We start from the raw sequence: 17,863 nt of genomic DNA on the forward strand, positions 1-17,863 counted from the left end.
TTGCCGCACGGCGATGGCAGAGATTTGCATCGTTGGTTAAGCTTGCCTCGGCGAGTTCGACTCACCGCCCCAGGGAGACTGCTCATGAAGACGCTTCTGTTCTCCACCGCCCTTGCGTTGATGGCCGCGAGCTTCGCCGCTGCGCCGGCCTCGGCCCTGACCATGAAAGAGTGCAGCACCAAGTATCAGGACGCCAAGAAAGCGAACACGCTGAAGGGCCAGAAGTGGAACGATTTCCGCAAGGCCAACTGCGCTGATGACGATGCCTCGGAGAATGATGCCGCGGCAGCTGTGACGGAAGCTCCGGCCCCGGCTGCGACGCCCGCCGCGACCACAGCGGGCAAGCCGGCGACGGCGGCCAAGCCCGCCGGCAAGGCCAAGGCTGCGGTCTTCCCGCGGGCCGTGGCGCCGAAATATTCGGATGAAACCGCCGGCAAGGCTCGCCTCAAGACCTGCGTCGACCAGTACAATGCCAACAAGACGGCCAACGCCAATGGCGAGCTGAAGTGGATCGAGAAGGGCGGCGGCTACTGGAGCCAGTGCAACACGAAGCTCAAGGGCTGAGCTGACAATCGGAGCGCGCCCGGTTTACCGGGAGCGCTTCCACCAGGGATATTCGAGCCTCCCGCGCATCGACGCGGGAGGCTTTTTCAATGCGCCTTGCCGGGCCGTGACGCTTCCCGCAGCAGCAGCTTCTGATAGGCGAGGCCGATGGCGACGAGGCTGGCGCCGAGGCCGATGAAGGACAAGGCCCGCAGCAGGCCTTCCAGCCCGGACATGTCGATCAGGAAAGCCTTGCAGATCGCGATCGTCACGACGCCGAGCGAGGCGAGGCGCAGATCCTTCGACTGCAATCTGAAGCCGAGCGCGAGCAGCGCCACGCCATAGAGCAGGAGCGCGGCCGAATAGGCATAGAGTTCGCTGGCGCTGCCGGCGTCGACCAGGAGATCGCGGCCGACGAAACCGCGCCGGACCTCGATCAGCAGATAAACCAGCCCGCCGATGATCGCGCTGACGCCGAAGATGCGCCGTGCCCCGGCGCCGGCGAGGTACTCCCTGGCCCAGCGCGCCGCCGCGAAGGCGAGCAGCGCCGGCAGGAGATAGCCGATCGCGGCATTGTCGAGCAGGAGCGGGCCAGCGAGCGGCTGCTCGGTCGCGAGCGGATTGGCGATGAGGCCAGGCAGGAGCGCGAACAGGCCGCAGGAGCCGACTGCTGCCCACTCGGGAGCGACCGGCACAGAGCGACCGGGCAGGCGGACCGAGCCGGTGATCATGACGATGATGGCGGCGATGAAGCCGAAGGCGGCATAGGAGCCCGCTTCGGCGAGGGTGACCGGGACGTCGGAAGCCAGCAACGGCCCGTGGAAGCCATGGCGCAGCAGGAGGAAGACGCAAAGCGCTGACCCCGCCAAGGCCGTGCGCCGGAAGGCGACACTGATCGCGGGGGTGACATCGCGCAGCCACCAGGCCGCACCGGCGAAGCCTGAGATCGCCGCGCCATAACCCCAGAGGATGCGGTTGAAGATGACCGGCCCCTCGACGCCGCTGAGATCGAACAGCGGATTGCGGCCGATGCCGAGTGCGATCGCCACCCAGCCGATCGCGATCATGGCGAGCGCGTGCAGGGCAAAGCCGGTGACGTGGCCGGGCGAGAGTTCGCGCCATATCCGCGCGGCCGCCGTGAGCGCCAGCAGCAGCAGCGCGATCGTCACCACCTCGGCAAAGCCGGCGACCCTGCCATCCATCGGCGCCAGGACCGGGCCGGAGAAGGCCTGCCGGACGATCAATATCGCACCGAGCGAGACCAGCACCGCAGCGCAAGCGTTGAGCGTATCGCCCAGGCGCGAGCGGCCGTCGCGCCCGAGCCCGTAGCCGAGCAGCCCGAGCAGGCCGCCGACGACGACATACCAGAGCAGGCGGTTGAACACCGGCCAGCCGAGCACCGGCGTGCCGTCGAAGACCGGGTTCAGCACGGCGCCGAGCCCGCCGATGCCGACAAGGATCAGCGCGATCGCGGCGATATCGGCGCAGACGCCGAAGACCCGTCCACCGAGCCGGCGGGCGAGCAGGACGAAGCCTGCGCCGAGCAGCCCGAGCGCCAGGGCATGGCAGAAAACCTCCTCGAAGAGCCGGTTGCGCGGGCCGAGATAATGTAGGCGGACCAGATCCGCGGTCGGCACGAGATTGGCTCCGGCAAAGGCCTGCCGCACCTCCAGCAGCACGAAGGCGGCGAAGAAGAAAGCGGCGAGCGCCTCATGAACCAGGCGCGGGCGATCCTGCTTGCTGCGCAGTGCCAGCGCGCCGATAGCGAAGCAGAGCGCTGGCAGGGCATAGGCCGGGATCAGCCAGTTGAGGATGGGCCAGGAGCCGATATCGCTGACGATCGGGCTCCAGACGAACCGCGCCAGCGCTGCGGTGGCGAGCGCCGCCGACATGCTGCGCAGCAGCGGAATCGGACGCAAAGCGGACAGGAGCGCGACGCCCGCGGCCGAAACGGCGAAGCCGACCACCAGCCAGGTCTCGCGCAAGGCGAAGGCGATGGCGAGGCCGAGCGCGATCGCACCGGCGGCGGCATAGGCGGCCGAGCCGATGAAGGCGAGGGGATTGGCGCGCGTCTTGGTGCTGCGGCGCTCGACCGGCAGGAGGAATTCTGAAGCGGCAAAGAGCGCGATCGTCAGGAGCAGGGCCAGTGCGGCAAAGCCGGTCGAGCGTTCGAAGCCGTTGCTGCGCAACGCCGTCGCCAGCAGCAGGCAGACCGGCGCGAGCGCCGAGGCGAAGGCGAGGCAGCCGCGCACCAGGACACCGCCAGTACCTGCCCCGCGCCGCATCAGCAGGGCGAAGAAGGGCGGGAGGGCGAGAAGCAGCGCAAAGAGACCAGCTGTCCAGCGCAGGCCCGGGCCAGCGTCGGGCGCGAAGCTCAGGCGCATCAGGTCGAGCGGCAGGGTCGGTGACAGGCCGAAGGCGCCATCGCGGGTCGGCCAGAGCAGCGCCATGCCGGCGGCCGCCGCGCCGGCGAGCAGTGCCAGCGGTGCCAGGTCGCGATACCGGACCGCGCCGGCGACGGCGGCAGCCACCGTGACGATGATGGCAACATGCAACGGCGCGGGCCCGCCATGGCTGACCAAAAGGATGCCGGAGAGGACGAGCGGCACACCGATGGCGATGAGGCTGGTCAACTCGAAGCCCGCAATCCGCCAGCCGCCATCGGGCTCGGCTCGCCCGCGCAAGGCCGGCCATTCCCTGAGCAGGCCGAGCGCGAGAACCGAGCCGGAGGCGGCGAGCCAGGCGGCCCAGTTCACATTGCCGCCGGCGAAGGCGATGAGCAGCGTCCAGGCGCCATGCCCGGCGACGGCGCCGAGGGTGACGATACGGCTCGGCCGGCGCTGGTGCAGCAGGAGGGCGACCGCGGTAACGAAGGTGATGAAGAGCGCGAGCGCGACGAAGTTCGGCGCGGTGCTGGCGACCAGGAAGGGCGTCGCATAGGAGCCGAGCAGGCCGAACAGGCCGAGCGCCGGGCCGTGCAGGAGCGAGGCGGAGAGCGCCGCCAGGCCGAGCAGGCCCATCAGGGCGAAAGCCGGGCCTGGTCCGATGAAGCCGTAGACCGCATGGGCGGCGAAGATCACGCCGAAGCCACTGAGTACGGCGACGCCCGCGAGCACGCCGGGAATGCTGGCATGGCCGAGGCCGGCGAGCGGGCCGGAGCCCGAGGCGATCGCGAGCGGCAGATCGCGCCGGCGCAGATATTCGCTTGCGCCGGCTGCGGTAAGGGCGAAGGCGGCGCCCAGCAGCAACCGGACGCCCGGACCGAACAGGCCGGCCTCGATCGAGTAGCGGACCAGGAAGAGGCCGCCGAGCGCAAGCGCGACGCCGCCGATCCAGACCGCCCAGCGCGAGCCGATCGCCTCCTCGAAATCACGCCGCGGCGCAGGGGTGGCGAAGGGCTCGGCTTCCGGCGGGAGTTCGCTGCGCTGGACGTCCAGGGCCGGCTCGGGCGCTGTGACACTCGTTGCGAGCGCCTCGATAGGAGTGGGCGGCTCCTCGTGCACTGTCTCGGCGGATGCGCCCTCGATGGTGCGTGCTGTGATGGGGGCGGCCTCCGGCTCCTGTTCGCGCGCGGCGAGGAGATCGGCAGGCAGCGCGTCAGGGGCATCCGTGACAATGGCGGGTGGCAGCTCGATGGCGATCGGCACCTCAGGCGCCTCCACCGGTTCCCCGGCCTCCTCGGGGCGCGCCGCCACGGCAGCACCGGCGGCGATCTGGGCCCGCAGAACGCTCAGATCGGTGCGCAGGGCGTCGATCTCCGCCCCCTGACGCGCGACGATGGCGAGCGCGGCGTTACTGCGCGACCGGGCGGCGAAGGCGGCCCAGGGAACGGCGACGAACAGGAACCCGAAGAGGGCGAAGCCCAGGATCACGACTTCCATTGCGAAATCTCGATCCCTGCTGGCCGGCCGCGGACTCAGGTGGAAATAGCGCGGTGCGCGCTATCCTGTCCAATTGTCGCGTTGCGAGCAGCTGAGCGCTTTTCGTGGTGGCGCAATGTCGATAGGCGAATTCGGCCGTGGCGCTGGCGGCCCGGCAAGGGAGATTTCGGAATGCCGGAAAAGGCGATCGGAGGCTGAGGGGAGCCTCCGATCTGTGCTTTAGCCCCTGAGAGCTATCGCCTGCTAGGCCTTGCCGACGCTGCCGTAGACCATGCGTCCCTGATGGAAGGTGGCACTGCGCACCGGCAGACGCGCGACTGCCTCGGCGGAGCAACTGGCCCCCACCAGTGTGAAGGCGGCATCGTCGCCGGCCTTCGGCCAGGCGCGCTTGCCCTCGTCGTCGAGCGGCAGGACGCCGCCGGTGGCGATGGCGAGCGAACGGGACAGGCGGAACTCGTCGGAATTCCGGTAGACCTGCGCGTAGAAATAGGACCGCTCCAGCATGTCGCCGCTGCCGAAGGGCGACCAGTGGTCGATCACGCTGTCGGTGCCGGTCATTACGAAGACGCCCTTGTCCTGCAATTGCGGCAGCGGCATTGTCAGGGCGCCGAGCGGCACGGTCGAGGCGATCGTCATCTTCTGGGCGGAGAGGCGCGCGATCGTCTCGGCCTGGAGGCCCGGCGCCATCGTCGCCAGCGCGAAACCGTGGCTGATCGTCACCTTGCCGCGCAAGGCCGGGTTCTTCTCGACCGTCTCGATCATGTAGGTCACAGCGGCGGCGCCGGACGGGCCGGTCTCGTGCAGATGGATGTCGACGCCCTTGCCGGTGTCGAGCGCGATCTGGAACATCGCATCGAGCGATTTCTCCATCGCCTTGTCGACATTGGTGGGGTCGAGCCCGCCGACATACTGCACGCCCATCTTCATGGCTTCGCGCATCAGCCCATCGACCTTGGAATGCAGCAGGCCGTGCTGCGGGAAGGCGACGATCTCGCAGCTGAAGTCGTTGCGGTGGTTTTCGAGCGCGCGCAGCAGGTGCTCGAGGCTCTTCAGCCCGCTGACCGGGTCGATATTGCAATGGCTGCGCGCGGTCGTGGTGCCCTTCGACTGAAGCAGAGCGATCAGGCCTTCGGCGCGCTCCTGCGAAGTCGGCAGCAGCGTGGGGATCAGCTTCTCCTCGAGCGCGATCATGTCCATGATCGTCTTGCCCTGGCGGGGACGCGGCGCCTGCCAGGGGCCACCATAGAAGGTCTTGTCGAGGTGGATGTGCATGTCGCGCATCGCCGGCAGCATCAGCTGGCCATCGGCATCATAGCGCGGCAAGGTGGCGGAGAGGGGGGCGCCGGCCGGATGCAGGGCGGCGACCTTTCCGTCCTTGATCTCAACTGTGTAGAGCCTGGTGCGGGTGCCAACCACGATTTCGGCATCATACTCGAAGCCGTCTTCGAGCCGGACATTGCCGAGATAGTAGTGGCGATCGGTCAACGTCGTGACGCCGGTCTTGCCAGCGTCCTTCTCCATTTTGCTCGGCGCCGCCTGAGCGCTGCCACCGGACAAGCCGATGATCGCGGCGCTGGTGGTGAGCTGCCCCGTCTGCATGAGAAAACCCCTGCGGCTCTGCTGCTGCGCGCTGCCCATGTCGTTTCCCCGATCTAGATGTGAGTTTGTGGCTCTGATCTACGGGATGGCCGCGAGCGTTGGCAGCGATGTTTGCCCATGATGATCATTCGATTCAGCAATGATCGATGTGTACGCATAGATGATGCGCTCCGAGCCGCTCGGAGCGGCTATCGCTCCAGTCCGCAGAAGGCCGCCAGCCTTTCGGCCAGGGCGGTGGCTGCAGCCGGGGCGTTGTCGCGGTAGTAGAGCGCCAGTTCGAAGCCGGTTACCTCCGGCACCCCTTCCGCCGATCCCAACACGCGGTGGCCCTGTTGTCGGCAGCTGGCGGGCAGCAGGGTCAGGCCGAGTCCGGCCGCCGAGGCGGCGGTGAGGGCGGCGAGACTCGTGCTGCTGTAGCTGACGCGCCAGCGAATGCCGAGCTTGTCCAGCGCTCCGCACAGCTCTTCCCGATAGAGCCCGTTCAGCGGGAATACCGCCAGCGGCACCGGCGCGCGCTCGATGGCGGGGTGGGCCAGGCTGTCGAGCCAGAGCAGTGGTTCGGGCCGGGCGGCACGCGGTGGCTGGCGGCGGCGCTGCTTGACCAGGACGAGGTCCAGCTCCTCGCGCTCATAGGCGCCGTAGAGGTCGGCGCTGAGGCCGCTGGTGACGTCAAGCCGCAGATGCGGCTCCGCCAGGCTGAACTGTGCCAGCAGCCCGGCGGTGGGAACGGTGAAATCCTCGGGCATGCCGAGCCGCAATACGCCGTCGCGCCAGAAGCCGGTCAACGCGTCATGCGCCTCCTCGTGCAGAGCGAGGATACGCCTTGCATAGCTCAGCAGCCGGCCGCCTTCTTCGGTCAGTTGCACCTGGTGCGGATTGCGCTCGAACAGTGGCTTGCCGAGCATCTCTTCCAGCCGCTTGACCTGCTGGCTGACGGTCGATTGCGATAGCGATACCCGCTCGGCGGCCCGGGTGAAGCTCATGCTGTCACAGACCGCGACGAAGCTTTGCAGCAGTTGCGGGTTGAACATCGGGTAGCGAGTCATCGTCGCGCCGCCATGCGGTTCGTGAGCCGATCAGCCACACTAGGCGGCGCAGGCAACTGGAGCCAAGGCGATACCCGTCGTCGAGCTGATGACAACCAACATGCCGAACCGGGAGGCCGGTCCGTCAAGGCGCTTCAGTCAAGCGATTGCGGGAGATCAACGAACTGACGTTGGCCTGGTGGAGCTGAGGGGATTCGAACCCCTGACCTCTGCAGTGCGATTGCAGCGCTCTCCCATCTGAGCTACAGCCCCCAGGGCGCTGGCCTTCTAGGCCCTGCGTCGCGCTCCTGTCAATCGCTTGCGGCAGGAGTTTTGTGGGCGCTTCCGGCGGAGCGCCCGGCCTTCTCGGAGATACTGTTCGATGCGTGCCGTTCTCGACGTCGTGATGCTGGCGCTGAACCTCTATGTCTGGATCCTGATCGCCTCGGCTGTGCTGAGCTGGCTGATCGCCTTCAACGTCGTCAATACCCGCAACCAGTTCGTCTCCACGGTCTGGGATTTCCTCTACCGCCTCACCGAGCCGGCACTGCGTCCGATCCGGAACATGCTGCCCAATCTCGGCGGCATCGACATCTCGCCGATCATCCTGCTGCTGCTGATCTTCTTCATCCAGAGCGTGATCACTCGCTACATCTACCCCAACGTCTTCTAGGCTGGATGGCCGCCTGGTCCGTCACCCCGGACGGGCTCGCGATCGCCATTCGCCTGACGCCGCGCGGCGGGCGCGACGCCGTCGACGGCGTCGAAACGCTGGCCGATGGCCGTCAGGTCCTGAAAGCAAGGGTTCGGGCCGCTCCCAGCGAGGGGGAGGCGAATGCCGCACTGGTCGCGCTCCTGGCGGAGGTGCTCGCCGTGTCCCGCTCGCAGCTGTCGCTGACGGCCGGCGCCAGCGCGCGGCTCAAACGCATCGTCGTCCGCGGCGATGGCGAGGCGCTGGCGGCGCGACTGCAGAAGCGGATCTGCGAGATTTGATGCTGCATTGCAGCAGAATCATTCGGGTCGGCTCTTGACGAAGGCGGTCGCCTTCTGGCCCAACTGCGCGCCATGGACCAGCCAACGTCTCAGCCGTTCCCGCAGCGCCTGACGGAGGGCTATCGCGCCTTCCTCGATGATCGTTTCACGCGCGAGAAGAGCCGCTACGAGGAGCTCGCCGAGAGCGGGCAGACGCCGAAGATCATGCTGATCGGGTGCTGCGATTCGCGTGTTTCGCCTGAGGTGATCTTCGATGCGAGTCCGGGCGAGATGTTCGTGGCGCGCAACGTCGCCAATCTCGTCCCACCCTTCTCGCCCGACGATCAGCTGCACGGAACATCCGCCGCGCTCGAATACGCCGTGCAGGCGCTGAGGGTCGAGCATATCGTCGTGCTTGGCCATGGCCGCTGCGGCGGCATCAGGGCTTTCGCGGACGATGCGCAGGGCCCGCTCTCACCTGGCGACTTCATCGGCAAGTGGATCACGCTGATCGAGCCGGCCGCGCGCCGCTCGGGCGGGCGCGGTCGCAATGAGAGCTTCGAGACTTACGTCGAGCGCCTCGCTCTGCTCTCGGTCCAGCAATCGATCGCCAATCTGCGGACCTTCCCCTGCATCAGCATCCTCGAGGGCAAGGGCCGGCTGCACCTGCACGGCGCCTATTTCGCGGTCGCGACCGGCGAGCTGATGTTGCTCGATCCGCAGTCAGGGCAGTTCGTTCCGGCGATCGGCGAGATGCCGAAGAAGGTGCAGATGATCCGCTGCTCCGAGGCCGAGTCGGGACAGGGCGGTTGACGTCTGCTCTCGATAGGGTGATTTTTGAACGATCCGCCGCTTAAATCGGCGTCTCTGGGGAAAAATTCGGCGATCCGGCAGCATTTGACCGGACCAGCATTTTTGCTGCGCCGCCCCGATGACGAACTCGGAAGCTTGCGCTAGATTGCGCGCTCCCGCTCACTATCGTTGAAGCTGCATGTTCGATCGTCGTAAGCCCGCCGCCCCGGCACCGTTCGTCACCCACGAAAATGTCGAAGCCAAGATCAAGTGGTTCGATCCGGAGAAAGGCTTCGGCTTTGCTTCTCCGGCGGACGGCTCTGGTGACGTTTTCGTCCACGTTTCGTCCATCGGCCCGCAGGATCCGCAGGACCTGCAGCCCGGTGCGACCATTATCTGCGACCTCGGCGAAGGCAGGCGCGGCCTGCAGGTCGTCGCGGTCCACGAGATCGACGCCTCGACCGCGACCCCGGCTGCGCCGCGTGGCGCCGGCGGTGGTGGCGCTGGCGGTCGTCCGTTCTCGCCGCGCCCGCCCCGTGACGATTTCGGCGGCGGCTACGGCGGTGGCGGTGGCGGCGGCGGTTACGACCGCGGCGACCGTGGCGGCTTCGACCGTGGCGATCGCGGCGGCTTCGATCGCGGCGCCAGCGCCCCGATGGAAGGGCCGTTCGACGGCGCGGTGAAGTTCTTCAACACCGAGCGCGGTTTCGGCTTTATCGCCCCGGACCAGGGCGGGCCGGACGTGTTCCTGCACGTCTCGTCGCTGAGCCGCAGCGGCCTGCAGCCGCCGATGGACGGGCAGCGCGTGCGCTTCTCGATCCGCGCTGGCAAGAAAGGCCCGGAAGCGGCGAATATCAGCTACGTCTGATCCGCCTGCTCCTGTGAGCGCCAGTTCGTGACGAACGGCGTGGCTTTCGGGCCGCGCCGCTTTTTTTGTCGAACGGAGCGGCGGTCCGCGAGATGCCGCCGCGTCGACGGGGCCTATGCCGAGCGCCTCAGACGCGTTCGAGCGCGCGATGCGGCAGCGCCGGCAAGGTCACCGCGATCGCGTCGCCGGGCCCGACCTCGCCGCCTGCAATGACGATCGCCATGACGCCGGCCTTGCGGATGAGGCTGCCATCGGCGGCCCGGCCGAGCACTGCCTTGAGGAGGCCGGGCTGGAACGCCTCGATCTGGGTGCAAGGGTTGCGCAGTCCGGTGATCTCGACGACGGCCTCGCGCCCGAGCCGCAGGCGGGCGCCGACGGGCAGGCCGAGCAGGTCGATCCCGCGGGTGGTGACGTTCTCGCCCATCTCGCCGGGACTGACCGAAAAGCCGGCGGCTGCGAGTTCGCTGAAAAGCTCGGCGTGAATGAGATGGACCTGGCGCAGATTAGGCTGCGTCGGATCGACCGCGACGCGTGAGCGATGCTTCACCGTCTCGCCGCAATGGGCATCGCCCTCAATGCCGAGGCCGGCAAGCAGACGGATCATGGGTAGGACAGGCTTGCTGAAGTGGTGGCGGTCATCCCGAGCCACCGCGACGATCATTCCCATCCGCCTAGCTCCATGTTGTCGGGCTGGTGTCTGGCATGGTGTGCCCCACTTGACGAGCCCGGCGCGCAGCAAAAAACCGGACCTGTCGCCAGGTCCGGTTGGTCACTGCTACGAATCACCGTCGCTCAGTGGGCGTCGCCCTCGAGGCCGCCGATATGCTTCTGGGTGTAGAGTTCGAGGCCGATGCGGCCGATCAGGTCGAGCTGCGTCTCGAGGAAGTCGATATGGCCTTCCTCATCCTTCATCAGGTTCTTGAACAGCTCTTCGGACGGGTAATCGCCGACCTCGCGGCAGTATTTGGCGGCTTCCTGATAAAGCGAACGCGCCTCGAGCTCAGCCTTGAGATCGCATTCGATCACTTCCTTGACGTTCTCGCCGATCCGCAGCGGGTCGAGCGTCTGCATGTTCGGGAAGCCTTCGAGGAAGAGGATGCGGTCGGTGAAGCGGTCGGCATGGACCATCTCCTCGATCGATTCCTTCTTCCAGATCTTGGCCATGTCCTTCAGACCCCAATTGTCGAGGATCCGGTAGTGCAGCCAGTACTGGTTGATGGCCGTGAGCTCGGAGCGCAGGCCCTTGTTGAGGTATTCGATGACCTTCTTGTCGCCCTGCATCGCAGCTCTCCTCGCAATCGACTACATTAGAATGATCCTAATGTAGAAGGCGAAGCGGCAAAAGGGAAGGGGAGATCGCGCAGTCGCAGGAGAAATCGTACCGCCCCAATCAGGCGGCGACGCGGTCGTCGTTCTCCTCGATGCCGGCCATCATCAGGCCGACCGAGACATGCACCGAGCATTCGACCTCGCGGCTGGCGCAGCTATGGCACTGGCTGGCGCAGGCGGCGCGCGCTTCGGCCAGCAGGCTGCGCACCTCGCGGGCGCAACGGCCACAATCGGGACTGCAGCCGAGGCAATCATAAGCCTCGCCCGCGGTGCGCGGGCCGCTCCCGTCCGACGCGACCGTGCCCTTGATCTGCCGGCAGGAGAGAACGTTGCAGGAGCAGACGATCACGCCCGGTGGCCTCCGGCGACTTTCGTCACCGTCTCCTCGCCATCAGCCCGGCGCAGGCGCACGATCACTTCGACGGAGGCGATCAGCATGCCTTCCGGGGCGACCGGCAGGCCCGAGACGTGGATCTCGGAACCGGGGATGTCGACGACGGTCTCGTCATCCTCATTGTAGAAGTGGTGATGCTCCGAGACATTGGTGTCGAAGAAGGTCTTCGGCCCTGAGACCGAGACCTGGCGCAGCAGGCCGACCTCGGAAAACTGGCGCAGCGTGTTGTAGACGGTCGCGAGTGAGAGCGGCTCGCGGGCGCGCAGCGCTTCCTCGTAGAGCATCTCGGCGCTGACATGGCGGTCGCCCTTGGCGAAGAGTAGCCAGCCCAGCGCCATGCGCTGGCGGGTCGGCCGCAGGCCGACGCTACGCAGGCGCGCCTTGACGGCGCTGATCGGGCAGGCGGCGGGAGCCTTCTGCGGCCAGGGAATCTGGTCCACCTGGGTTCGCACCGGGCTGCCATCCTTGAGGGACAGAATGCTCATGAACGCTTTCCAACTCGCAGATCAGTTTTGATGCAGTTTAGAATTTATCTAAACTACTGATATTACTCGTATTTTTGACGCTTCCGAAGCCGACTGTCAATCTCTTCGCACCTGCGGCAAGACGCATCAGGGGGTTGTCCACGGCGCGTGCGCAGCCGCCGCTCAGTGGCCGCCGCCTCCGGCAGCAGGGGCCGCGGCAGGTGGCTTGGTCATGAACAGGGACAGCAGCACCAGAGAGGCGAAGATGACCGTCAGGGCGAGAAAGACGTCACCGAAAGCCATGACCAGCGCCTGCTTGTGTGCCCGCTGCGTCAGCAGTTTCAGCGCCATCGACTGGGCAATGTCGCCATATTCGATGAAGCGCTGGGTCATCGACGCCAGATTCTCCTCGGCGATCTGGCGGCCGGCGGCGACCGCCTCGTGCAGGCGCGTGATGTGCAGGTCGGTGCGGCCGTTGAGCAGGGTGTTGATCACCGCGAGGCCGACGGCGCCGCCGAGATTGCGGGTGAGGTTGTAGAGGCCGGAGGCGTTCTTCAGTTGCTGCGGCGGCAAGGTGCCGAGCGCGAGGTTGTTGATCGGCACCATGCACAGCATCAGCGAACAGCCGCGCAGGATCTGCGGGATCAACAGTTCGTGAAAGTCCCAGTCGGCGGTGATCGACGAGGCCATGTAGGTGCCCAGCGCAAAGCCGCCGAAGCCGATCATCATCATGATGCGCGGATCGAGCTTGGCCGACAGGCGCCCGGCGATCGGCGCGGTCAGGAACATGGCAAGGCCGGTGACGAACATGGTCTCGCCGATCATCAGCGCGTCGTAACCGCGGATGCGACTGAGATAGACCGGGTAGAGATAGGTCAGGCCGTAGAGGCCGATGCCCATGGTGAAGGAGAACAGCGAGCCGAAAGCGAAGTTGCGGTTCCTGAAGGCGTAGAGATCGACCAGCGGGTCGTCGCGCGTCAGCGCGCGCCAAAAGAACAGCACGGCACCGATGACCATCACCCCGGTGAAGAGGGCGATCTCGTGGCTCTCGAACCAGTCGAGGCGTGTGCCCTCCTCGAGCACATATTCCATGCTGCCGAGAAAGGCGGCCAGGGCGCCGAGGCCGACCCAGTCGAAGCGCTTGAGCAGGCTGTGATCGGGCTTGTCGAAATCGATCAGTGTCCAGGCGGCGATGGTGACGCCGATGCCGGGGATGACGTTGACCAGGAAGAGCCAGTGCCAGGAGAAGGCATGGCTGAGATAGCCGCCGACCGTCGGGCCGATCGTCGGGGCGAGCGTGGCGATCAGGCCGATCAGCGGCGAGACGATCGGGCGCTTCGAGGCCGGGAAGATGGTGAAGGCCGCGGCGAAGACGCCGGGAATCATGCCACCGCCGATAAAGCCCTGGACGGCGCGCCACAGGATCATCTCGTTGATCGAACTCGAGGTGGCGCAAAGGATGCTCGCCACGGTGAAGCCCGCGGCGGCGATCGAGAAGAAGACGCGGGTCGAGAGCGCCCGGCTGAGATAGCCGGACAGCGGGATCATGATGACTTCAGCGATCAGATAGGCGGTCTGGACCCAGGCGATCTCGTCGCTGGAGGCCGACAGTCCGGCCTGGATCTCGGCGAGCGAGGCCGAGACGATCTGGATGTCGAGGATCGCCATGAACATGCCGAAGACCATCGCCAGGAAGGCGAAGATCCGGCGCATCGGAATGGCGTCGGCAGCCGGTGGGGCGCCGGCGGGGATCGTAGTCGCGGCGGTGGCCATGCCGGCCTCCAAGACGGGGTACAGCTTCGGGCTTCAGCTTGGGGTTGGAACCGGGCCCCCGGCCCGAGGAGCGCCGTGAGGCGCGGTGCGTTTTGGCTCAGAAGGGGCGAATGAGCCGCTGCGCATCGCCATTTCCCGGTCGGAAAATGGCTCCTCGGGTCGAGGGCCCGGAAGTCTTAATTCCCGGTTCTCGGACGCGGGTCGATCGAAACCACGACCGACATGCCGGGGCGCAGCACGTGCCTGGCCGCCGACTCGGACGACAGGGCGATGCGGACCGGTACGCGCTGGACGATCTTGGTGAAGTTGCCGGTGGCATTGTCGGGTGGCAGCAAGGTGAAGACCGAGCCGGTGCCGCCGGCGATGCCGCTGACCGTGCCCGCGAAGCTCTGGCCGGGCAGTGCGTCGATGGTGATCTTCGCCTTGTCGCCGATCTTCAGCGGGCCGACCTGCGTCTCCTTGAAGTTGGCGTCGACATAGACCTTGTCGAGCGGGACGATCGACATCAGCCTTTTGCCGGCGCTGACCAGGTCGCCGAGCTGCATGTTGGTGTTGGCGACGAGGCCATCGATCGGCGCAGAGATCGTCATGAAGGAGAGGTCGCGTTTGGCCTTGTCCTCGGCGACCTTGAGCTCGTCGATCTGGCGGGCGGCCTCGACGCGCTGCGCTTTCAGCACTTCGATATTGGCCGTAGCCTGGACGACGCCGGCCTTGGCGCTGGCGAGCGAGGCGGCGGCCTGGTCGCGAGCGGCGGTGGCGGCGTCGAGCGTCGCCTGCGAGCCATAGGACTTGGCGGCGAGGTTGCTGGCGCGCTCGAAATCGGCGGCGGTGCGGGTGACGGCAGCCTCGGCCGAGGTCTGCTGCGCCTGCGCTTGCAGCAGGCTGGCGCGGGCGGCCTCGATCTGCGCGTCGATGCGCGACAGGGTGGCCTTTGCCGTGGCACTCTTGGCCTGTGCACTCTCCAGCGCGATGCGCTGGTCGCCAGCGTCGAGCGCGACCAGAGACTGGCCGGCCTTGACCTCTTGGTTCTGCGTGACCGAGATCGTGGCGATGTTGGCCGGCAGCTTGGCTGAGATCGTCGCCATCTCGGCGCCGACATAAGCGTCGTCGGTCGAGATGATGAAGCGGCCATTGCGCCACCAGTCGATGCCGAACCAGAGGCCGGCGGCGAGCGCCGTACCGGCCACGAGAATGAGAGCAATGCGTTTGCCGCTCCGGCGCTTGGGCGCAGGCTTGTCGCTTGCTTGCGGGGCAGCGGCGCGTTCCTCGTCGGCCTTGCGGGCTTCGACGGGGGCTGGTGTCTGCTCGAGCACCGGGTCGACCAGCTTGAGCCGGTCGCGGCGGTCCTCGGAGCGCTTTTCAACGACAGATTCGACAGTCATGGTGACAATGCCCTGACGATCACAATTCGAACCGCTTGGTTCGATTGAGGTTGAAATAGCGCCCTGCGCGGTGCATATCAAGAGGAAATCGAACCAAGCGGTTCGATTATTTTTGCAAGCGCGAACATGCGCGAAACGGATGGAACACAATGAGCGCGACGCTGGAGCCGCGACACGTCAAGGCGATCTCCCGTAACCGGCGCGTCGCTGGTGCCGACCCCGACAAGCGTCACCAGATCCTCGAAGGGGCGCATGCCGTGTTTGCGGCGCGCGGCTTCGACGCGGCCAGCATGAACGATATTGCCGCGGCGGCGAACGTCTCCAAGGGCACGCTCTACGTCTATTTCGAGGACAAGGAGCACCTCTTCGTTGCGCTGATCGAACGCGAGCGCGAGAAGCAGAAGCAGGGCATGTACGCGGCCCTCGCCGAGGAGCCTGATCTTACTCTGGCGCTGGCGAATTTCGGCTCCGGGCTGGTGCGTCTGCTGACCGGCCCCTTCGCGCTGAGTGCCCACCGGATCGTGCTCGGCGTCGCCGAACGCATGCCCGATCTCGGCCGCGAGTTCTACGAACGCGGCCCGATGCAGGGCGCGCGGCATCTGGCGACCTTCCTCGACCAGCGTGTCGCCAAGGGCGAATTGGTGATCGAGGATACCAACCTGGCGGCGGCGCAGTTCGTCGATCTCTCCCAGTCGACCCTGATGCGTCCGCGCCTGTTCAATGCCGTGCGCACGCCGCCGAGCGAGGACGAGATCGGGCATGTCGTCGGCGAGGCGGTGATCACGTTCATGGCGCGTTATGGAGCGCCGCCCAAGAACCCCTAAGGTTTTGCGAAGCGCACGATATCGGCGAGAATCGGTGTGCGGCCGCGGAAGCCTGCGTTCAAGGCGAGCAGGATCCCAGCATGGCCGATGCCGGGGTAGGTCTTCAGTTCGACCGCCACTCCGGCAGCCCGAAGTTTTGCGGCGAGCGCAATGCTATTGCGTGGCCTGACCGTTTCGTCCTCGTCGCCGGTTGCGAGGAAGGCGCGCGGCGCGTGAGCGTTGGCGAAGCTGATCGGCTGAGTATCGAGCAGCCGCGGGAACTCGCCGAAGGCGGCGATGCTGCGTGGATCGTCGAGCGGCAGGAAATCGTAGGGGCCAGCAAGCCCGGCGATGCAGCGCACGAAACCGGGAGGCAGGCCAGCGCGGGCGAGGAAACGGCGGTCGAGCGCCAGCATCATCGCGATATGGGCCCCGGCCGAATGGCCGCTCAATGCAATGCCGGTCGCATCTCCGCCGTACGTCGCGATGTTGTCGCGGACCCAGCGGAGGGCGAGGGCGCCGTCCTCGACGAAGGCGGGAAAGCGGACCTGCGGCACCAGCCGGTAATCGGGAATGACCGTCACGAAACCTTGCGCCGCGAAGGCACGGCCGACAAAAGCATAGTCGGCGCGCTCGCCATTGTTCCAGCCGCCGCCATAGAAGAAAACCATGACCGGTGCGCTACGGGAGCCTTGCTCCGGCACGTAGACGTCGAGCCTGTGACGCTGATCCGGTCCATAGGCGATGCCGCCAGCCGCGAGCCGGCCGCCGGCATCACCCGGGGTGAGCGCGGTGAGCAATCCGAGCGGGGAACAGGCCGATAGCAACGCCGAACCAGCAGTGAGGAGCGCGCGGCGGCTAAGAGTGATGAGAGAGGCCATTGCAGTGCGAGGCTAGAATGAGGTCGGTGCTTTGGATAGAGCGCAATCCGCCGACCGGATGCAGCTTCGCCTAGCGTCCGGTGACCTTACGCGCGCGAATGCGCTCGCGATGGGCGGTATAGAGGCCGGACGCGATGATGATCGCCGAGCCGAACCAAGTGAAGGCGTCGGGCAGCACGGAAAACAGAATGAAGCCGAAGGCCGAGGCCCAGAGCAGCTGCACATAGGAGAACGGCGCCAGCAGTGAGGCGTCAGCGTGCCTGAAGGCCTGGATGACGAACCAGTGCCCGACGGTCGAGAATACGCCGATGAACAGGCCGACCAGCAGCGCCTCGGTCGTCAGGGGCTGCCAGGTCAGCGGCTGCAGCACCGACAGCACAAGGCAGCCGACAACGGCCGACCAAGCCAGGGTGGTGACCGGGTTCTCGCTCGCGCTCATCATCCGGGTGACGATCAGGGCGAAGGCCCAGGTCACCGCCGAAAGGACGGGAAGGATCGAGGCGAGCTGAAAATCGCTGCCGCCCGGGCGGACGACGATCAGTACGCCGATCAGGCCGACGGCGGTCGCAGTCCAGCGCCGCCAGCCGATCCTCTCGCCAAGAATCGGGATCGACAGCGCGGTGACGAAGAGCGGCGAGACGAAGCTCGTCGCGGTCGCATCGGCAATCGGCAGGTATTTCAGCGACGAGACGAACAGGATCGAGGAGACCGTGACGGCGACGCCGCGCAGGATCTGCATGCCCATGCGCTTTGGCTTCAACTGCGCGAAGCCGCCAGGGGCCGCCACCGCCAGCATGATCAGTGCGAAGGCAGCATAGCGCAGCCAGACGACCTGGAGCGCAGGGGTTGTTGCCGTGAGGTATTTCGAGGCGACGTCGGCAGCGGACAGGAAGACGCTGCCGATCAGCATCAGACCGATGCCGCGCAGGCTGTTGTCGCGTCGCGGCGCGGGGCGCTGCGGCGGCTCGGCCGAGGCTGGATCGACCGGCAGAGGCACTCTGGTCAGGGTATCGGGCAAGGTTTCGGCGAATCTCGATGCCGGCCGACCCTAGCCGATGAGCGCGGCGAGCCCTTGCGCAAATCCGGCACGGCCGCCATGCATCCGCGCAAGAAAAAGGCGGGCATGGCGCCCGCCTTGAAATTTTATTTGAACTGCC

At 66.6% G+C, this 17,863-nt stretch carries 17 protein-coding genes and 1 tRNA gene; 6 read left to right on the plus strand and 12 right to left on the minus strand.

What is annotated here, in order from left to right:
• The first annotated feature begins 84 nt into the window (after nt 1-84).
• Nucleotides 85-564, plus strand: a complete 480-nt coding sequence (locus tag ACSQ3M_RS19865) for a hypothetical protein (RefSeq protein ID WP_436151800.1) — start codon at nt 85-87, stop codon at nt 562-564.
• An 86-nt stretch (nt 565-650) separates the two neighbouring features.
• Here the strand turns inward: ACSQ3M_RS19865 and ACSQ3M_RS19870 are convergent, their stop codons facing one another.
• The 4 genes from ACSQ3M_RS19870 to ACSQ3M_RS19885 form a co-directional block, all read right to left on the minus strand.
• On the minus strand, nt 651-4,424 hold the full coding sequence (locus tag ACSQ3M_RS19870; protein ID WP_436151801.1) for a DUF2339 domain-containing protein: 3,774 nt from the start codon (nt 4,422-4,424) through the stop codon (nt 651-653).
• Between the two features lie 243 nt (nt 4,425-4,667).
• Complete coding sequence (locus ACSQ3M_RS19875) at nt 4,668-6,023, minus strand: amidohydrolase family protein (RefSeq protein WP_436151802.1); 1,356 nt, start codon at nt 6,021-6,023, stop codon at nt 4,668-4,670.
• A 188-nt stretch (nt 6,024-6,211) separates the two neighbouring features.
• Complete coding sequence (locus tag ACSQ3M_RS19880) at nt 6,212-7,069, minus strand: LysR family transcriptional regulator (RefSeq protein ID WP_436151803.1); 858 nt, start codon at nt 7,067-7,069, stop codon at nt 6,212-6,214.
• Nucleotides 7,070-7,245: 176 nt separating this feature from the next.
• Nucleotides 7,246-7,321: transfer RNA gene (locus ACSQ3M_RS19885), tRNA-Ala, on the minus strand.
• A gap of 109 nt (nt 7,322-7,430) precedes the next feature.
• On the opposite strand from ACSQ3M_RS19885, the gene ACSQ3M_RS19890 reads away from it, so the two are divergent.
• From ACSQ3M_RS19890 to ACSQ3M_RS19905, 4 genes are all read left to right on the plus strand, one after another.
• Nucleotides 7,431-7,721, plus strand: coding sequence for a YggT family protein (locus ACSQ3M_RS19890; protein ID WP_126115610.1), 291 nt, complete (start codon nt 7,431-7,433; stop codon nt 7,719-7,721).
• Between the two features lie 5 nt (nt 7,722-7,726).
• A complete protein-coding gene (locus tag ACSQ3M_RS19895) occupies nt 7,727-8,041 on the plus strand; it encodes a DUF167 family protein (protein ID WP_436151804.1) in 315 nt (104 codons plus the stop codon).
• 72 nt (nt 8,042-8,113) lie between these two features.
• A complete protein-coding gene (locus tag ACSQ3M_RS19900; protein ID WP_436151805.1) occupies nt 8,114-8,833 on the plus strand; it encodes a carbonic anhydrase in 720 nt (239 codons plus the stop codon).
• Between the two features lie 178 nt (nt 8,834-9,011).
• Complete coding sequence (locus tag ACSQ3M_RS19905) at nt 9,012-9,680, plus strand: cold-shock protein (RefSeq protein WP_436151806.1); 669 nt, start codon at nt 9,012-9,014, stop codon at nt 9,678-9,680.
• A gap of 127 nt (nt 9,681-9,807) precedes the next feature.
• Here ACSQ3M_RS19905 and ACSQ3M_RS19910 read toward each other — a convergent pair whose 3' ends face one another.
• From ACSQ3M_RS19910 to ACSQ3M_RS19935, 6 genes are all read right to left on the minus strand, one after another.
• Nucleotides 9,808-10,347 carry an MOSC domain-containing protein gene (locus ACSQ3M_RS19910; protein ID WP_436151807.1) on the minus strand — a complete coding sequence of 180 codons (540 nt, stop codon included), beginning with the start codon at nt 10,345-10,347 and terminating at the stop codon, nt 9,808-9,810.
• A 125-nt stretch (nt 10,348-10,472) separates the two neighbouring features.
• Nucleotides 10,473-10,961, minus strand: coding sequence for a bacterioferritin (bfr, locus tag ACSQ3M_RS19915; protein WP_436151808.1), 489 nt, complete (start codon nt 10,959-10,961; stop codon nt 10,473-10,475).
• A 109-nt stretch (nt 10,962-11,070) separates the two neighbouring features.
• On the minus strand, nt 11,071-11,358 hold the full coding sequence (locus tag ACSQ3M_RS19920; protein ID WP_436151809.1) for a (2Fe-2S)-binding protein: 288 nt from the start codon (nt 11,356-11,358) through the stop codon (nt 11,071-11,073).
• Nucleotides 11,355-11,888 (minus strand): iron response transcriptional regulator IrrA, encoded by a 534-nt coding sequence (gene irrA, locus ACSQ3M_RS19925; RefSeq protein WP_436151810.1) that lies wholly within the window; start codon nt 11,886-11,888, stop codon nt 11,355-11,357. Before irrA ends, ACSQ3M_RS19920 begins: the two co-directional genes overlap by 4 nt.
• A 162-nt stretch (nt 11,889-12,050) precedes the next feature.
• Entirely contained in the window at nt 12,051-13,640 is a 1,590-nt protein-coding gene (locus ACSQ3M_RS19930) for a DHA2 family efflux MFS transporter permease subunit (RefSeq protein WP_436151811.1), read from the minus strand.
• A gap of 176 nt (nt 13,641-13,816) precedes the next feature.
• Nucleotides 13,817-15,022: an HlyD family secretion protein gene (locus ACSQ3M_RS19935; protein ID WP_436151812.1), complete on the minus strand. Its 1,206-nt coding sequence runs from the start codon at nt 15,020-15,022 to the stop codon at nt 13,817-13,819.
• Between the two features lie 149 nt (nt 15,023-15,171).
• On the opposite strand from ACSQ3M_RS19935, the gene ACSQ3M_RS19940 reads away from it, so the two are divergent.
• Nucleotides 15,172-15,846 (plus strand): TetR/AcrR family transcriptional regulator, encoded by a 675-nt coding sequence (locus ACSQ3M_RS19940; RefSeq protein ID WP_436151813.1) that lies wholly within the window; start codon nt 15,172-15,174, stop codon nt 15,844-15,846.
• On the opposite strand, the gene ACSQ3M_RS19945 is transcribed toward ACSQ3M_RS19940, so the two are convergent.
• Together ACSQ3M_RS19945 and ACSQ3M_RS19950 are read right to left on the minus strand one after the other, a co-directional pair.
• Entirely contained in the window at nt 15,843-16,625 is a 783-nt protein-coding gene (locus tag ACSQ3M_RS19945; RefSeq protein WP_436151814.1) for an alpha/beta hydrolase, read from the minus strand. The genes ACSQ3M_RS19940 and ACSQ3M_RS19945 overlap by 4 nt on opposite strands.
• A 151-nt stretch (nt 16,626-16,776) precedes the next feature.
• The gene (locus ACSQ3M_RS19950) at nt 16,777-17,724 is read right to left on the minus strand and encodes a DMT family transporter (protein WP_436151815.1); all 948 of its coding nucleotides are present in this window, start codon (nt 17,722-17,724) and stop codon (nt 16,777-16,779) included.
• Between the last annotated feature and the right edge of the window lie 139 nt (nt 17,725-17,863).

Origin of the sequence: Allobosea sp. LjRoot90, from assembly GCF_964254315.1 — a bacterium.
GTDB lineage: Bacteria > Pseudomonadota > Alphaproteobacteria > Rhizobiales > Beijerinckiaceae > Allobosea.

Bases quoted from the DNA above. Each gene is read 5' to 3' on its own strand.
- ACSQ3M_RS19865 (WP_436151800.1), top strand. From the start codon at position 85: ATGAAGACGCTTCTGTTCTCCACCGCCCTTGCGTTGATGGCCGCGAGC.
- ACSQ3M_RS19870 (WP_436151801.1), bottom strand. From the start codon at position 4,424: ATGGAAGTCGTGATCCTGGGCTTCGCCCTCTTCGGGTTCCTGTTCGTC.
- ACSQ3M_RS19875 (WP_436151802.1), bottom strand. From the start codon at position 6,023: ATGCAGACGGGGCAGCTCACCACCAGCGCCGCGATCATCGGCTTGTCC.
- ACSQ3M_RS19880 (WP_436151803.1), bottom strand. From the start codon at position 7,069: ATGACTCGCTACCCGATGTTCAACCCGCAACTGCTGCAAAGCTTCGTC.
- ACSQ3M_RS19890 (WP_126115610.1), top strand. From the start codon at position 7,431: ATGCGTGCCGTTCTCGACGTCGTGATGCTGGCGCTGAACCTCTATGTC.
- ACSQ3M_RS19895 (WP_436151804.1), top strand. From the start codon at position 7,727: ATGGCCGCCTGGTCCGTCACCCCGGACGGGCTCGCGATCGCCATTCGC.
- ACSQ3M_RS19900 (WP_436151805.1), top strand. From the start codon at position 8,114: ATGGACCAGCCAACGTCTCAGCCGTTCCCGCAGCGCCTGACGGAGGGC.
- ACSQ3M_RS19905 (WP_436151806.1), top strand. From the start codon at position 9,012: ATGTTCGATCGTCGTAAGCCCGCCGCCCCGGCACCGTTCGTCACCCAC.
- ACSQ3M_RS19910 (WP_436151807.1), bottom strand. From the start codon at position 10,347: ATGGGAATGATCGTCGCGGTGGCTCGGGATGACCGCCACCACTTCAGC.
- bfr (WP_436151808.1), bottom strand. From the start codon at position 10,961: ATGCAGGGCGACAAGAAGGTCATCGAATACCTCAACAAGGGCCTGCGC.
- irrA (WP_436151810.1), bottom strand. From the start codon at position 11,888: ATGAGCATTCTGTCCCTCAAGGATGGCAGCCCGGTGCGAACCCAGGTG.
- ACSQ3M_RS19930 (WP_436151811.1), bottom strand. From the start codon at position 13,640: ATGGCCACCGCCGCGACTACGATCCCCGCCGGCGCCCCACCGGCTGCC.
- ACSQ3M_RS19935 (WP_436151812.1), bottom strand. From the start codon at position 15,022: ATGACTGTCGAATCTGTCGTTGAAAAGCGCTCCGAGGACCGCCGCGAC.
- ACSQ3M_RS19940 (WP_436151813.1), top strand. From the start codon at position 15,172: ATGAGCGCGACGCTGGAGCCGCGACACGTCAAGGCGATCTCCCGTAAC.